The 16,982-nt window shown below is 32.9% G+C and carries 14 protein-coding genes and 1 pseudogene; all 15 read right to left on the reverse strand.

The genetic code is table 11. The features are described 5' to 3' along the window. Positions 1 to 27: 27 nt before the first annotated feature. Entirely contained in the window at positions 28 to 1,251 is a 1,224-nt protein-coding gene (locus B0A65_RS00140) for a 3-phosphoshikimate 1-carboxyvinyltransferase (RefSeq protein ID WP_074660962.1), read from the reverse strand. A 134-nt stretch (positions 1,252 to 1,385) separates the two neighbouring features. Beyond that, complete coding sequence (locus tag B0A65_RS00145; protein WP_012022600.1) at positions 1,386 to 1,712, reverse strand: nucleotide pyrophosphohydrolase; 327 nt, start codon at positions 1,710 to 1,712, stop codon at positions 1,386 to 1,388. 2 nt (positions 1,713 to 1,714) lie between these two features. Continuing rightward, positions 1,715 to 3,703: a DUF3857 domain-containing protein gene (locus B0A65_RS00150; protein WP_074660960.1), complete on the reverse strand. Its 1,989-nt coding sequence runs from the start codon at positions 3,701 to 3,703 to the stop codon at positions 1,715 to 1,717. 2 nt (positions 3,704 to 3,705) lie between these two features. Beyond that, entirely contained in the window at positions 3,706 to 5,676 is a 1,971-nt protein-coding gene (locus B0A65_RS00155; RefSeq protein WP_074660958.1) for a DUF3857 domain-containing protein, read from the reverse strand. A 2-nt stretch (positions 5,677 to 5,678) separates the two neighbouring features. After that, positions 5,679 to 7,688: a DUF3857 domain-containing protein gene (locus B0A65_RS00160; protein ID WP_074660956.1), complete on the reverse strand. Its 2,010-nt coding sequence runs from the start codon at positions 7,686 to 7,688 to the stop codon at positions 5,679 to 5,681. A gap of 26 nt (positions 7,689 to 7,714) precedes the next feature. Next, positions 7,715 to 9,622 (reverse strand): DUF3857 domain-containing protein, encoded by a 1,908-nt coding sequence (locus tag B0A65_RS00165; RefSeq protein WP_074660954.1) that lies wholly within the window; start codon positions 9,620 to 9,622, stop codon positions 7,715 to 7,717. 63 nt (positions 9,623 to 9,685) lie between these two features. Further along, positions 9,686 to 10,138: a D-aminoacyl-tRNA deacylase gene (dtd, locus tag B0A65_RS00170; RefSeq protein ID WP_074660952.1), complete on the reverse strand. Its 453-nt coding sequence runs from the start codon at positions 10,136 to 10,138 to the stop codon at positions 9,686 to 9,688. Between the two features lie 35 nt (positions 10,139 to 10,173). Next, positions 10,174 to 10,535: pseudogene (locus tag B0A65_RS00175) on the reverse strand (four helix bundle protein). Between the two features lie 30 nt (positions 10,536 to 10,565). Beyond that, positions 10,566 to 11,549, reverse strand: coding sequence for a ribosome small subunit-dependent GTPase A (gene rsgA / locus B0A65_RS00180; protein WP_074660950.1), 984 nt, complete (start codon positions 11,547 to 11,549; stop codon positions 10,566 to 10,568). Between the two features lie 258 nt (positions 11,550 to 11,807). Further along, positions 11,808 to 12,890, reverse strand: coding sequence for a bifunctional 3-deoxy-7-phosphoheptulonate synthase/chorismate mutase type II (locus B0A65_RS00185; protein ID WP_026983484.1), 1,083 nt, complete (start codon positions 12,888 to 12,890; stop codon positions 11,808 to 11,810). A 12-nt stretch (positions 12,891 to 12,902) separates the two neighbouring features. Next, on the reverse strand, positions 12,903 to 13,763 hold the full coding sequence (locus B0A65_RS00190) for a prephenate dehydrogenase (protein WP_074660948.1): 861 nt from the start codon (positions 13,761 to 13,763) through the stop codon (positions 12,903 to 12,905). 92 nt (positions 13,764 to 13,855) lie between these two features. Continuing rightward, positions 13,856 to 15,001, reverse strand: a complete 1,146-nt coding sequence (locus tag B0A65_RS00195; protein ID WP_074660946.1) for a pyridoxal phosphate-dependent aminotransferase — start codon at positions 14,999 to 15,001, stop codon at positions 13,856 to 13,858. A 116-nt stretch (positions 15,002 to 15,117) separates the two neighbouring features. Next, positions 15,118 to 15,957 carry a prephenate dehydratase gene (locus B0A65_RS00200; RefSeq protein ID WP_074660944.1) on the reverse strand — a complete coding sequence of 280 codons (840 nt, stop codon included), beginning with the start codon at positions 15,955 to 15,957 and terminating at the stop codon, positions 15,118 to 15,120. Between the two features lie 366 nt (positions 15,958 to 16,323). After that, positions 16,324 to 16,629, reverse strand: coding sequence for a helix-turn-helix domain-containing protein (locus B0A65_RS00205; RefSeq protein WP_074660942.1), 306 nt, complete (start codon positions 16,627 to 16,629; stop codon positions 16,324 to 16,326). Further along, complete coding sequence (locus B0A65_RS00210; RefSeq protein ID WP_074660940.1) at positions 16,613 to 16,960, reverse strand: type II toxin-antitoxin system RelE/ParE family toxin; 348 nt, start codon at positions 16,958 to 16,960, stop codon at positions 16,613 to 16,615. The genes B0A65_RS00205 and B0A65_RS00210 overlap by 17 nt, the downstream gene beginning before the upstream one ends. Positions 16,961 to 16,982: the final 22 nt, after the last annotated feature.

The following is a 16,982-nucleotide window of genomic DNA, read 5'->3' on the forward strand; positions in this document are numbered from 1 at the left end:
CTTATATTTCTTATATGGTGGAAAATTTTACAATTCTGAGATTTGGAAATTCAATGCTTTTAAATCATTCCAGAAATCCGGGTATGATTTTGAAACAACTCCGGCATCTTCGATGATAATTGGAACTTTAAGTGCTAATGGTGCAAAAGCCATTGCCATACGGTGATCGTTATATGTCCCAATTTTTACATTATGGTTGATATTTTCTGAAGCTACTAAAGTCAATGAATCATTAGTTACAGAAATATTAGCTCCTAATTTTGTAAGCTCTATTCTAAGTGCTTCTAATCGATCTGTTTCTTTAATTTTTAAAGTATGAAGACCCGTTAAGTGACAACCGATGCCTAAACCTAAACATGTTACTACAATTGTCTGAGCAATATCCGGTGTATTGTTTAATTCGAAATTTACGGTTTCATATTTAAAACCCTCTTGTTTTACCAAGGTCATTTTGTTATTTTGAAACGTTGTTTTTACTCCCAATTTCTCATAAAGCGATACTAATTCAGAATCTCCTTGTAAGCTATTTTCTTTATAACTAGTTAATGTTATCGAAGCCGTGTCAGCCAGGGCAACTAAACTAAAGAAATAAGATGCTGAACTCCAATCTGATTCTACTACCATTTCTTTTGAAGCAACACTTTCTTTTGGATAAACTTTAATTACATTTCCTTCAAAACTAGTTTGAATATCTAAATCATTTAGCAAAGCCAAAGTCATTTTGATGTATGGAATCGAAGTAATTTCTCCTTCTAAAGTCAGCTCTAAACCATTTTCTAATTTTGAAGCCACTAATAAAAGTGCTGAAATATATTGGCTGCTTACATCTGCTGCCAAAGTTACTTTTGAAGCAATAACTTTTTTTCCTTTGATTTTTATTGGAGGATATCCTACTTCTTTTTCATATGAAATTTCAACACCTAATTGTGCTAAAGCTTCTACCAAAATTTTTATTGGGCGTTCCTGCATTCTGCCAGAACCTGTCATTATTACATCTCTTCCTTCATTTACAGCAAAATAAGCGGTCAAAAAACGCATTGCTGTTCCGGCGTGATGAATGTCTACAATTTCGTCATTTCCAATCAACGCTTTTTGCATTACTTCGCTGTCATCAGAGTTTGAAGTATTAGAAAGTGTAATATTTGGAAACAAAGCTTTTAACAACAATAAACGATTCGTTTCGCTTTTTGATCCTGTTACTGCAATTTGTCCTTGTAAATTATGTTGCGCTGTTTGAAGTAGTAAATTCATTTTTTTTATTGTAAGTTGTAAATTATGAAGTACGAATCATTAGAAACGTAATTCAGACGCGCAATTTACCACTCCCCATTCATAATTCAAAATTCAAAACTCATAATTAAAAACTTATGAGCGATATTTCACAATTATTTCAATTTATCGTTGTTTTTATGGCGATCCTTATCACGAACCGATTTCAAATCCATTTTTTTATCAAAAGCAGCTTGCAAATCTATTCCGGTTTGGTTGGCCAGACATAAAACTACAAAAACAACATCAGCTAATTCTTCGCCTAAATCTTTGTTTTTATCGCTTTCTTTTTCAGATTGTTCACCATATCTGCGTGCAATAATTCGGGCTACTTCACCTACTTCTTCGGTAAGTTGCGCCATATTGGTCAATTCGTTAAAATAACGAACTCCGTGTTCTTTTATCCAGGTATCAACATCTAGTTGGGCATTTTTCAAATCCATCGTTATATTTTTTTAAGAACAATTTTTTCATTTTGACTGGCAAGCATCTTCTGGAAAATATCTTTTAATCCAGTATACTCATCTGCTGCAAAAATACTATTGTTAATCTCTTTTATACAACTAATTTGAATTTTATTCCCTTCACTAGAAATATTAAAACTATAAGTTATCGCTTTATCTTCAGTAGAAATACGAACAGGCTTTGGCAGTGACTCTACATTATAGCCTTCAGGAACATCCAGACTTAAATTGAATTTTTCCTGCGTTGGATATCCAAAGTAAATTCCCATCTGCCTTTGCTCCTGTGTAAAAGGATTTTTTGTTCTGGTAAAAAAAAGTAACGGATTGATGAATATTTTTCCTCCAATAATTTCAGATTGATTTTCTGAAATAAAAGAAAACGTTTCTACAATTGGATTTCCTAAATTAGTTTTCTTGTTTTCTATTGCATAATTTGAGATCTTCAAATCTCCTAATTGTTGTTCATATTTTTCAAGGTAGTTCTCCTCTTTTTTATCGGCATTTTGAATTCTGAAACTATAAGCGTCATAATCTGTTCTTTGCACTCTCACCTTTCCTTCGATTGTTCCCGAGGCATCTAATTTGGCAATTGTATTTGAAAATTCTCTGGAAACCGTTGCAGGATATAAATCTATTTCTTTAGATGTTCCGTCTTTTTTTATAAGTCGTCCTTTCCAGTTTAAAACATTAAGCGGTAAAACATTTGGTGAAGTATATTTATGGGTAGCGTCCAATAAAATTTGTTTTCCATCAATTTCAGCAGCTGCAATAACATAATTAAAACCGGTTCTTGTTGGATAGACCGGAACTCCATTTTCGACAGTACTTACCAGAACCGGATTTACTTCTATCCCTGCCAATTTCAGCATGCTGATCAATATAAAATTGATTTCGGCCCCATTTCCTGTTTGTTCTTTGTATGCTTTTATAACTCCTTTATCTGTATAATAACCATTCTCTTCATTCCAGTTCATTTTATTCTGAACGAATTTAAAAATGATCTCCAATCTCTCGTTTAACGATTCGACATTCACTAATAATCTTCTCAAATCTTCCAGCAAAAAATCACTTTGATTCAGTTCTTTTCCGAAATTTTCATCTTTAAAAATAGTGGAGGCTACTCCTTCCCAAGTCATTGTAAAATCTTTTACAGGCTGCTCTGGATAACGTATGCGTTCAAGCTCGTGTTGAATGCTTCCTTTATAATTATCAATATTATTTACGTAAGGCTCTAATAGTAATGGAGAAATATCTTTTCCGCTAAATAGAGAATTAACTTGTTGAAAGTAAAGTGTACTTGTTTGGTTGTGCTCATTCTCAAAACTCTGGCTTCCTGCAACAATTTTAGAATCTGATGTTAGGGCTGTCTTTCCAACTAAAATGGTCTTATAAACATAAAACTCCGGAATCTCTGTTTTGTATTCAAAATAATCAACCGGAATTTCATATTGAAAATCAAAGTCCGGAAGCTTCACAATATTCTCTGTTTTTAAGATATATTTATATTCAATAATCGAACCCACCTTTACATTAGGCAATGTTATGGTTTTCTCGTTCCAATATTTATTTATTTTTTTCTTAAAAGTTCCCTGATTATCCAATTTTGTTTTGACAATCGAGCCATTTTCTAAATTATAGGTAATCGCTTGCGAAAATTCCAATCGGTCTTCATTCATCTTTTCATAACCGATATAAAACTTCACCTTCTGATCAGCCCAGGCAAGCCCTTCTTTTTTATAAATTTTAATCTTAAATTCATAAACATGATTCGCTGAAAAGCCATTCGTAATATTGTAAGTAAAGAAAGTTCTTCCTTTCTTGAAGATAATAGCTGCAGGAGCTGCAGTATCTTTTGGATGTGCTTTTTCCTGTAATTCCGCTATAGTGACTTTACCCAAGTCATATTTTTGGGCATTGATTTTTGAGAAGAAGAAACAAAAGATAATTATAGCTAATTTTTGAAATTGCATATTTATATTCTTTTTAAAACTATTTTTTCATTTTGACTCGCTATTATATTTTGGAAAAACTCTTTGAGCATATTATAATCATCAGTTGCAAAGACATATTTATTTATTTCCTTCGTAACTTGAACATGTATTTTATTTTCTTCAGCAATCATATTCATTGTATAAGAGGCATCCCTATTTTCTGTTACAATCCGCATTGGTTTTGGCAACGATTCAACAACAAAACCATCCGGAATATCTAAAAACAAGTTATAAGTTTTCTGATTTGGATACCCAAAATAAACAGGCATTTGTCTCTTTTCCTGCTTAAACGGATTAGTAACATCCGTAAAAAAAAGTATTGGTCTTAAAAATATTTTTCCTCCAATAAAATCATAAGAATTTCTGGCTTTAAAATTAAATTCTTCCTGAACGGATTTTGACAAATCTCCAGTTTTATTCTCAATCTTATAATCTTCGATTTCAATTTTACCCAAATCATTTTCTAATTTTTCCAGATAAGAACTCTCATTGTTATTTGAATTTACTTCTCTAAATCGAAGCGCCTCATAATCTGTTTTCTTGATTCTCAACTTTCCATCAATCTCACCAACTTCAGGTTTTATACTGGCTGTTATCGTGTAATTTTCTTTTGAGGCAACTTTAGGTATAAGATCAACTTCCTGAGAAGAACCATCTTCCTTAATAAGCCTCCCTTTCCAATTTAAAAGACTTAATGGTAATATATTAGGAGTGGTAAACTTATTTGCAGCATCCAGCAAAATTTTCTGTCCATCAATTTCCGCAGCACCAATGACATAATTAAAAACAGTTCGATTTGGAAATACCGGAATACCATTTTCAACTGTACTCGCTAAAACAGGACTTGCTTCGATTCCGGCTGCTTTAAGCATTGAAATCAAAATAAAATTTATTTCGGCAACATTTCCTGATCTTTCTTCATATGCTTTTTTAACACCTTTATCTACAAAATAACTCCTTTTTCCGTTCCAGTTCATCCTGTTTTGAACAAACTGAAAAATCAAGTTTAATCGTTCTTTTTTAGAATCGGTCTTCTGTAATATATTTTTAAGATCTACTGAAAAATAATCTTTTTGTTTAAGTTCATCTCCAAAATCTTTACTCTTATAGATGGAAGTTGCGACGCCTTCCCAGGTTTTGGTATAATTAACAACCGGTTTATCAGGATATCTTTCTTTTTCTAATTCGTTTTGAATTGCCCCCTTATAATTATTTATATTATCAATAAATCTTTCTTCGTTAAGTGCCGGAATATCTTTTGAAGTATAAAAACTATTAATCTGTTTATAACCATTTACAAATATCTGACTACTCAGTACTAATTCTGCGTTCGTTTCTACTTTTAAATTCCCAACAACCAATGATTTATAAATAAAGAATTCCGGGATTTCTGTTTTATATTCGAAATAATTAACTGGAATATTATATTGAAAATCAAAATCAGGAAGTCTAACTATATTTTCTGATTTCAAAATATATTTAAATTCTATAATAGAACCCACTTTTACATTTGGCAAAGTGATGGTAGCCTCGTTCCAGTATTTATTGATTTTATTTTTAAAACTTCCCTCACTATTCAATTTGGTCTTTACAATTTCACCATTCTCCAGATTGTATGTTGCTGCATTCGAAAAATTCACGGTATCATCATTCAGATTCTCATATCCTACATAATAAGAAACTTTTTGATTTGCCCATTTTAGCCCTTCTTTTTTATAAATTTTAATCCTGAATTCATAAACATTATTAACGACAAGTCCTTTTCCTTCAGTATAGGTAAAAAAGGTTCTTCCTTTTTTAAACAAAATAGCGGCCGGAGCCGCTGTATCTTTTGCATTTGATTTTTCTTGTAATTCAGCAATCGTAACTTTTCCCAACTCGTAATTTTGAGCAGTGCCTTTTGAAGCCCACAAAATTATTAAAGCTGTGACAACCATTAAATGTAATCTCATTTTTATATTCTTTTTAAAACTATTTTCTCTGTTTCTTTTGCAACCATCCCTTTATAATATTCTTTTAGCATCTCGTATTTTTCAGTTGAAACTATTGCCTCATTAATTTGATGTGAAATCATCAATTGCAATGTTCCATCGTTTGATGCAATATTAAATTTGAAAGTACCTAAATCATCTGCCATTGTAATTACTGCCGGAGCTGGTAGTGTTTCAACCACAAATCCTTCCGGAATCTTGATAATGATATTATACTTATCTGTAAATGGGTAACTAAAATCTACCGGATATTCTCTAATTTCCTGCTTAAACGGATTTTGGTTTTCTGTAAAAAACAACATTGGACTGACATAAATTTTTCCTCCAATAACTTCGCACAAATCATTTCCCGTAAAAGAATATGATTCTATCATTGGTAATAAAATTTCCTTTTCATTCGTTCTTGAGTATTCACTAATTTCAATCTTATTATTTTCATTCTCTAATTTTTCAAGATACGTTTCTTCTTTAACACCATCAATATTATCTCTTGTTACCAAAGCATTATAATCAGTGCATTGTCTTCTTGTTTTACCCGTAACTTTACCATCAGCATCAATAGTATAATTCATAAAAACAGTATCAAGGGATGGTTTCTTAGGCATCATATCGATTTCTTCAGAACTTCCGTCTTTACGAATCAATCTTCCATACCAATTTAGAGCTTGTAACGGCAAAACATTCGGAACTGAAAATTTATCAGATGCATCCAGCAAAACGTATCCTGTTGGAGTTTCAACAGCCGCAATTACATAATTGAAAGCATTTCTGTTAGGAAACAATGAAATCCCGTTTGAACGTGTGCTTACCAAAACAGGATCAGCATTTAAACCCGCAAAACGTAACATTGCAGTTAGCATTAAATTGATATCACCAATGTTTCCTATTTTTTCTTTGTAAGCTTTTCTAACTCCCAAATCACAATCATAGCCCGTATAATGGTTCCATTTCACAGTTGATTTCACATGATTTAAAATTGCCAGTATTTTTTCATCAGGTGTGTTTTTCCCAGCTAATACTACTTTTAAATCATCTTCAAAATAACCCGATTTATTTAATTCCGGACCAAAAGTTTCATAGTCGTAAATTGTTTTCGCAACTGAATTCCAATCTGTAGAATATGGCTTTAATGGTTCATTAGGAAATTTAACCATCGCTAATTCATGTTCAATACTAGAGACATAATTATCCATATTATTCACAAAAACCTCGTTTTTCATAGCGGGAAAATCTTGCGCTATATACGTAGTTTGGGTCTCTATATATTCCACTTTTTCAGTAGAATAATCCGTTTTTACGACCCCAAAACCAGACCTTTCCTTATTACTAAAAATAATCGCTTTGTTATTTTTTGTAGTTGTAACTTTAGGAAAAACATATCCTTTTTGCCTCGGATTAAAAACATAATATTCTGGAACATACGTACTAAATTCCGAATAATTTACCGGAATACTATATTGAAAATTCCATTCTCTGATCATTCTGGAAGGACTTTTTACTGTATATTTAAATTCTACGACTGAACCTTCTTTTACGTTAGGCATTGTAATCTTTTTTTGCCCTCTTACTTTGTCTAATACCTCATCAAAACTCCCTTCACTTTTTAGTTTGGTTTTTTCAATTTTCCCATTAACCAAATTATAAGTGTATGCATCAGCAAAAAACACTTTTTCAGTTAGATTTGAGGTATTAAAATACCAAACGCTATGATTCGCCCAATTATATCCCTCTTTTTTATAAATTTTAATTCGGGTCTCAACTTCTGTTAAAACCACAAATCCATCAGTCTGATCGTATTCAATTCTTGATTTTCCCTTTTTATACAAAACCGCTGCGACTGCCGATGAATCTTTTGGATGCACTTTTTGCTCTAACTCAGCGATTGATACTTTTCCTAATTTAAATTCTTGTGCTGCTACTTTTGAAAAAAACAGCAACAAAACTGACAGACTTAAAAATTTGATAGATTTCATTGGTTATTCTTTTGGTTGGTTTTTGGTTAGTTTTTGGTCAATACAATTTTAGCATTATCATTTCTGGACACTTGCTCCATAAAAAGTCGATATTCATCGTATTCCTTATTTGAATATTTACCTTTATTAACGAACATAGAGCGCTTGTAAAGCAGTTTATTATTTTCTTTTTTGATAATTTCAGTCTTATATTCTCCGAACTTTCCTTTTAGTTCATAGTTCGAAGGAAGAAATTCAATCGAGAATCCCGCAGGTAAATTAATTTCAATTTCGTCTGTATCTAAATAACCACGCTGAATCTCAAAGGGGTTTTTCCTGTTTCTGATGCGTTTTATATTTTCACCATTTTGGTTAAAAGCATCAACCGCAAAAATCATTTTATTAGATGAAATTGAGGCGTAGCTTATGGCACTAATCTGAATATCTTCAGTAAAGCGTATGTTCTCTTTATTGTTCGTAAATGTTATTTTACCCAATTTCAAATTATTAATATGATCCCAGTATTTTTTATAATAAGACTCTTTCTGAGTAGGCTGAAAAGCTTCTAATCCTTGTTTAGAACTATATTGCGATCCTTCTGAAATTATCGAAATGGAACCGGAAAAATTACCATTCTCATCAATAGTATAAATTCCTTTGTCAGTTTGGGTATTTCCCTTGTCTTCATAAATTTTAGTTCTCACAATTATTCCTCCTTCAGGTTTAACAACCAACACATCTCTGTCGTCTGTGAAAGTTCCCTGATATCCAAAAGGATCATCCTGACTTGTACATTCGAGGAAAGTATAGTTATCTCCATTTGGAATTGCCAATATCATGTGATTTCCCTGCATCGAAACAAAATCAGACTGAATATTAGCCTTATAACGATCACCATATAAAATGGTGTTATAAGAAGGAACATCAACCGCCTGCAAAAGCGCTTTAGTATAATTTGATAATGCTTTACAATCTCCATATCCCAAACGATCTACGTCTGTTGCAAGCATTGGCTTCCAACCTCCTATACCAATGGCAATATTTACATATCTGGATTTTTTCTGAACATAGTCATAGATGATTTTTGCTTTCTTGATTGGATCTTTTTCATCGCCAACTAATGCTTTTATTTTCGTTTTAGTTTCTTCAGATAAATCAGTTGTTCCTGTTAAGATTTTTTCGCTGTACCATTTACCAAAAGCCTCCCAGGTTTTAGCAGTTCCATCTACACCTTCTAAGTGAAAATTTTCTAAACCCATCATAATTCTTGGGAAAAGATCTCTACCAGACGGACTGAAACTTTCCGGCTTCTGAGCGAGAATAGTAGTCGCAACATAACTCAATTGTGTTTCAGTATCTAAAGTTTTCTTGATGTTATAACCGGCAAACTGAAATTCCTTCTTTTTAAATCCGAGGTTATTAGGATAAGTAACATTTAATATACATTTTTCAATGCTTACAGAGTAGCCGCCCAGGAAATACCATTGTGGCAAAAAGGCTGTATTTGAGCTTTCAATCTCACTATTGTAAACAACAGTAAAAGGATAAGAAACAGGAGTATATTCTAAAAAAATTACGCGACTGTCCGAAAAAAGTGTGCTTCCGCTAACCGCGCTTTGGTCTTTAAAATCTTTACGTTTAACTTTCTTTATTTCATTACCAAAAGCATCATATACAATTGCTTCAATACTTTTTACGGAAGTTGATTTGTCATAGCCCTGATAGGCGTCAATATCACTTAATCCTGCCTCATTAAAAACGGTAACAATTCTTTGTGATTTGACGTTCATGCTTCGTTGCGAAGCAATTGCAATATCCATTTGATCCAAACGCACAACAGCGTCTGCATTAGCCTTAAGGCTATCGGAAAGAGTTAAAACTGAATATTCGCTCTTTTGAGCAGAAGAAATAAGGGTAAATAATAAAAAAAATAACGCAAAAAAAGGTTTTTTCATTAGTAGGGAATTTCTCCAAATATATATTATTTTTAGAAATCCTTAACATTTGTTTATGAATTTTTATTCCCTGTTTTTGCTGTCAATTAAAATTGTAACAGGCCCGTCATTTAACAGACTTACTTTCATATCTGCACCAAAAATTCCTGTTTGCACTTTCTTATTAAACTCTTTTTCTAAAGATTTTACGAAATTTTCATACATCGGAATGGCAAATTCTGGCTTTGAGGCTTTTATGTACGAAGGGCGATTTCCCTTTTTTGTAGAAGCATGAAGTGTAAATTGGCTGACCACAATAATATCGCCGCCAACATCCTGAACCGAGCAGTTCATGACATCATTTTCATCACCAAAAATTCTCATTTTAATGATTTTCCCAACCAGCCAATCGATGTCTTCCTGCGTATCGGCATCTTCAATTCCGACTAAAACCAATAATCCTTTTTGAATATCGGCGGTTTTATTTCCTTCCACAGTTACTGACGCTTGGGAAACTCTTTGAAGAACAACTCTCATATTAATTGTGAATTATGAATGGTTAATTGTGAATTTTAGATTTTAGTTAGTTTTTGTTTCGTTGTGATTATGATTGATGCTAATATTTTATTGATTTCTACAATATCAGATTTAATCGATTTGAATTGAGTTTCGTTTAAATAATCTGATTGAAACAATAATTCTAACCAATAATCTGTTTCGTTGGCTTCTTTTTGGGCAATTGCTAATTTATGAATAAAATCTTTTTTGCTTTCTGCTTGCTCGGATTCGCGAACCAATGCTCCTATTGAAGTTCCACTGCGAAGTAATTGTTTGCTTAAAACAAATTCTTTCTTTTCCTGTTTAGAAACTGAAACAATTTAACAATCCTCAAGGCAAAATTAAAAGATTTTGTTTTTATAACGTTATCTGCCATAATTCACAATTAACCATTTACAATTCACAATTATTTCTGGTTTCTAGTTTCATCGCTAATTTTACGATCCTCATCATAAGTATCGGTGCGATAATTTTCTTCATCGCCTTCGAGGATCTTTAAATAACTATTATAACGTGACCAGGCGATCTCGTCTCTTTCTAATGCAGCTTTGATAGCACAATGCGGTTCTTCTTTGTGTAAACAGTTGTTAAACTTACATTGATCTTTTAATCTGAAGAATTCAGGAAAGTATCCGCTGATTTCTTCTTTCTCCATATCTACAATTCCGAAACCTTTAATTCCCGGTGTGTCGATAATTTTGGCATTAAAGGATAAATCATACATTTCAGCAAAAGTCGTCGTGTGTTGCCCTTGTTTACTAGCTTCAGAAATGGTTTTGGTTTTAAGATGTAAAGAAGGTTCCATGGCATTTACCAAAGTCGATTTCCCAACACCTGAATGTCCGGAGAACATACTCACCTTACCAATCATCATTTCTTTTAATTCGTCAATTCCTTTCATCTCAGTCGAAGAAACTCTTAGACATTTGTAACCAATTTGCTGATATACATATTGCATATACAATTGATCTTCCAGAGTTGGTTCATCAAAAGTATCGATCTTATTAAAAACCAAAATAGTCTCAATATTGTAAGCCTCTGCAGTTACCAAAAAACGGTCTATAAAATTGAAAGTCGTCGGAGGATTATTAATCGTGATCAATAAAAAAACACGATCAATATTCGACGCAATAATATGCATTTGATGCGAAAGGTTAACCGATTTACGAACGATGTAATTCTTTCTTTCGTGAATATTAAAAATCGTTCCGGTTACGGCATCTGAAGTTTCTTCCAATTCATAATCGACAATATCGCCTACAGCAATAGGATTAGTACTTTTAATACCTTTCATCCTGAACTTCCCTTTCATACGGCATTCTATAAAATCGCCTTGTTCCGATTTTACGGTGTACCAACTTCCTGTAGATTTATATACGAGTCCTGTCATTCAAATTTTAGATTTTAGATTTTAGATTTTTAGATTACTCTGAAAACTAAAAAATATTAAAGCACAAAATTACTGTTTTACAATTGAAACCCATTGATTTCGGTATTTAAAATCATAAAAAAATCTCCAACACTTCTTTCAAAACGATGGAGATTTTAAAAAAACAATCTATTTTTAAATTATGATATAAGAAAACCAAATAACAAATTTTAGAAAAAACTAAAATTATCTTATATCACTTATATGTTTTAGAAAAAATTATGCGTTGAAAATTTTCTCCTGGTGACCAATACTCTCCTGGTGGATAGCTTTGAACATTCTCAAAACGAATTCTTCAGTAAGACCTTTTTTCTCCCCTTCTAAAATCATTTTTCCTAAGATTTCGTTCCAACGGTTGTTTTGAAGAATCGCTACGTTTGCATCTTTTTTCACCTGACCAATTTCGTCAGCTACTTTCATACGTTTTCCTAATAACTCTAATAAGTTAGCATCAAGTACGTCGATGTTAGCTCTTAGTTTTGTCATTTTTGAACTGTACTCATCTGTAGTATCATCTGTTTTTCTGATCGTCAAATCTTTAATGATTTGTTTCAAAGCATCTGGAGTAACTTGTTGAGCAGCATCAGACCAGGCATTGTCCGGATCGTAGTGCGTTTCGATGATCATACCATCGTAATTCAAATCTAAAGCCTCTTGCGTTACTTCGAAAATCATTTTACGATCTCCGGTAATGTGAGATGGATCGATGATTAATGGTAAATCAGGGAATTTATTTTGCAATTCGATAGCAATCTGCCATTCTGGAATGTTTCTGTATTTTGTTTTCTCGTAAGTAGAGAAACCTCTGTGAATAACTCCTAATTTTTCGATTCCAGCCATGTGTAAACGCTCAACACCACCTAACCATAAAGCTAAATCCGGGTTTACAGGGTTTTTAACCAAAACGATTTTATCAGTTCCTTTCAAAGTATCAGCAATTTCCTGAACTGCGAAAGGGTTTGCAGTTGTACGGGCACCAACCCATAAAACGTCGATATCATGTTCTAAGGCTAATTTACAGTGAGCTGCAGTCGCAACCTCAGTTCCCATCAATAAACCAGTTTCTTTTTTAGCTTTTTGTAACCATTTTAAACCAATTTCTCCAACACCTTCAAATCCTCCCGGACGCGTTCTTGGTTTCCAGATTCCTGCTCTGAATACACTAACTTTTGAATCTTTCAATTCATGAGCAATCTTTAATACCTGATCTTCCGTTTCTGCACTACAAGGTCCAGCTATCACAAGTGGGTGATTTAAATTGAAATCTTCTAACCACTTTCTCATTTCTTTTTTATTTTCCATCTTAATTCTAATTTACTTTTTAGTTGTTGTTAATCCGTTTAGTATTTCTTTAATTTTATTTGTGCTTTCCATTTCTTCAAAAATGGCATTGTAATTATCTTCTTTTAGCAAATCTCTAAACCGACTGAGATTTGAAATGTATTCTTCTAATGTTTCAATAACGTGTTCTTTGTTTTGCTTAAAAATCGGTGTCCACATTGCGGGAGAACTTTTTGCTAAACGAACCGTACTTTCAAATCCACTTCCCGCCATATCAAAAATATCCTGTTCGTCTTTTTCTTTGTTCATTACCGTTTTTCCAAGCATAAACGAACTAATGTGCGACAAATGCGAAACGTAAGCTATGTGTTTGTCGTGCGAAGTCGGATCCATATATCGAATCCTCATTCCGATTTCGTTGAAAAGCTGTAACGCCTTTTCCTGCAATTTAAAAGTGGTCTTTTCCACTTCACAAATGATGTTTGTCTTTCCTTTAAACAAACCTCTTATCGCCGCTGATGGGCCGGAAAACTCTGTTCCTGCAATTGGATGCGTTGCGATAAAATTTCTTCTTTTCGGATGATTTGCAACTGCATCACAAATTGGTTTTTTAGTTGAACCAACTTCAAAAACAATTGTTTTGTCTCCAACCAAATCCAATACTTTTGGCAAAACAACCAGCGCCACATCAACCGGAACCGAAACAATTACAAAATCGGCTTCAGCCAGATCTTCAAAGTTCCCTGCCTGATCGATAACACCCAAATCAATTGCTTCCTGCAAGTGGTTTTCGTTGCTGTCGATCCCAAAAATAGTCGCGTTCGGATGTTGGTCTTTGATGTCCAGCACCATCGAACCTCCTATTAACCCTATCCCTATTACGTATACTTTCATAATTCTTTTTTGTTTCTTAACCGCAATGTCCGCAAGGACTTACGCAAAGTTCGCAATCTAAAGTCTAAAATCTTGATTCTTGATTCTTGATTCTAAAATCTATCTATCGCTTCTTGTACTTTTTCTTCTTTCACACACAACGAAAATCTGATATATCCTTCTCCATTGCTTCCGAAAATTGTTCCCGGTGTAATGAAAATGTGTTTCTCGTATAATATTTCGTCAATGAACTTCTCTGCTGATTCGATTCCTTCCGGTAATTTTGCCCAGACAAAAAGCCCAACTCCTGCTGCATAAACTTCGCAACCTAATTTTTCTGCTAGTTTTTCTGTTAGTTCTCTTCGGCGTCTGTAAATTTTATTTTGATCCGAAAACCATGATTTATCACAATTTAAAGCAGCAACTGCACCTTTCTGAATTCCGTAGAACATGCCGCTGTCCATGTTGCTTTTTACTTTTAAGACTGCGTCAATAATTTCAGGATTTCCTAAAACCATTCCGACTCTCCAGCCCGCCATGTTGAACGTCTTGCTTAATGAATTTAATTCTAAAGCCACTTCTTTCGCACCTTCAACCTGCAATAAACTCATCGGATTATCATTCAAAACAAAACTATAAGGATTATCGTTAACCAATAATATGTTGTGTTTTTTAGCAAAAGCAACCAATTTTTCAAATAAGGCTAAACTTCCTCTCGCTCCTGTTGGCATGTGTGGATAACCCAGCCACATAATTTTTACTTTCGAAAGATCCAGTTTTTCTAAAGCTTCAAAATCCGGTTCCCAGGCATTTGCTTCTTTCAAATCATAATAAACCGGAACCGCTCCAACCAAATTGGTTACCGACGTATACGTTGGATAACCTGGATTCGGAATTAAAACGTGATCACCTTCATTTAAAAAGGCTAACGAAATATGCATAATTCCTTCTTTCGAACCCATCAAAGGCAAAATCTCATTATTCGGATTCAATTCAACACCAAATTGATTCTGATAAAAATCTGCCATCCCTTTTCTCAATTCCGGTAATCCCTGATAATTCTGATAACCATGCCCGTTTTCATCTTGAATTGCCGTGGCAACTGCTTCAATTACTGCTTTCGACGGACTCAAATCAGGGCTTCCAATTCCCATATTGATGATAGATTTTCCTTCAGACATTAGTTGACGCACTTCTCTCAATTTTGATGAGAAGTAGTATTCTTCAACTGTATCTAATCTTTTTGCTGTTGTAATCATTTTTTATTTGCTTTAGGCTTTAAGCTTTAGGCTTTAGGCTCTTTTTAAACTTTTATTTTTGCTTTAGATAGCAAGCTCTTAGCTTTTTTGACTTTAAGACTTTCGACTTTCCAACTTTATGACTCACTCAAAGGTTTAGTATTTTTATATTCTCCCAAAATCTTTAAATATTCTGCCATTATATTTAGTAATGTTTTAGCTTTTGCAAAATCTTCGTATTTCTCAAATGTAACATCTACGAAAAACGAATATTTCCAGGGTGTTTCAATTTTTGGAAGCGACTGAATTTTTGTTAAATTCAGTTTGCAGTCGCTCATAACATTCAAAACTGCTGCCAGACTTCCTCTTTTATGATCCAATTCAAATTTGATAGAAGCTCTGTTGATTTCGCTTTCCGGTAAAAATGAATTTTGCTTTTTAATGATCACAAAACGAGTCATATTATTTTTGATCGTTTGAATTTCCGGAGCAATGATTTCTAAATCATACATCTCAGAAGCCGTTTTACTTGCAATTGCTGCAATTCCGGTTAATTGTTTTTCCTGAATTCTTCTGGCCGTTTCAGCTGTATCTTTATCTTCAACCAATTTGATGTTTGGATACTGTTTTAAGAAATCCATACATTGTAAAATTGCCATTGGGTGCGAATGAACTTCTTTTATATCTTCAATTTTCTGACCTTTTAAAGCCATTAAATTTTGGTGAATGCTTAAATAATGCTCTCCAATAATGTGTAAATTATTCTTGTCAATCAAAGCGTAATTCGGAATAATTGGACCTGCAATCGAATTTTCAATCGCCATAACCGCCTGATCCGATTTTCCTGAAAGAAGGCTGTCGATTAATTCTTCAAAAGACAAACACTCATCAATAGCCACATTTTCAGAGAAATACTCCTTCACAACCTGATGATGGAAAGAACCTTTTATACCTTGTATTGCAATTTTAGTTGTCATATATTCAAAAAAAAATCCTGATTTTCATCAGGATTGTATATTAGTTTTATTTGTCTTTTATATTTCTCAAATAACCATAGCACAATCCTTACTTCTACTAAAGAAGAAATAAAAAGAGTTGCTAAAATAAAAACGGTTAGATGCCATTTTGTTTGTGTTATTATTTAAATTCTCTGCGAATGTATAAATTATTTTTAGCGCACCAAAAAAAATATTGCATTTTATGAAACAAAAAAGGATTTCTTAACAAAATCTACCGATTTTGTAGGATATTTTAATAAATCAGTCTTAAAATGCGATTTAGGCAAATGGTTTTTAAGAAGGTACTGAGATTCTGAGATGCTAAGGGACTAAGAATTTAGATAATTATAGTCTAATCGATAGCTCTAAATGTCCACCCAAACCAATTTCGACTATTTTTTGAAGTGTAGAAAATCTGGCTTCTTTTACATTATTTTCAATCTTTGAAATATAAGATTTTGTAGTTCCGACTTTTTCAGCTAGTTCTTCTTGGGTCATTCCCTTTTGAAGTCTGGCTTCATGAATCATTGCTCCTATTTTAAAACTTTCAAAGCCGGTTTCAAATTCATCACGTTTTGGTGTACCAATTTTCCCATACTCGAGTTCAATAAATTCATCGAGACTTGTTAAGTTTTTATTTTTCGCTTTCATATTCCTTTTTAATTTTTAATGCTTTTTCAATTTCTTTTTTAGGCGTTTTTTGGGATTTTTTTTGAAAGCCATTAATAAGAACAACTAATTTTCCCTTATCAAAAAAACAAAAAATCCTAAAAATATCACTTCCAACTTGAACTCTCATTTCAAAAAGTCCATCTGTATTTTCAATATGTTTTAAATACGTTATTGGAATTTTATCGACCGACTCAACCAATCTTATTGTCCAAAGTATTTTCTGCTTAACTTTTTCTTCTTGTTCGTAATAGAATTTTCGAAAATAATCTTTAAAAAGAAAAACAGACCTGAATTTTAAATTATCATTCATTGTAGCAAATATATAAAAGTTG

The organism is Flavobacterium frigidimaris (assembly GCF_002217275.1).
Classification (GTDB): Bacteria; Bacteroidota; Bacteroidia; order Flavobacteriales; family Flavobacteriaceae; genus Flavobacterium; species Flavobacterium aquidurense.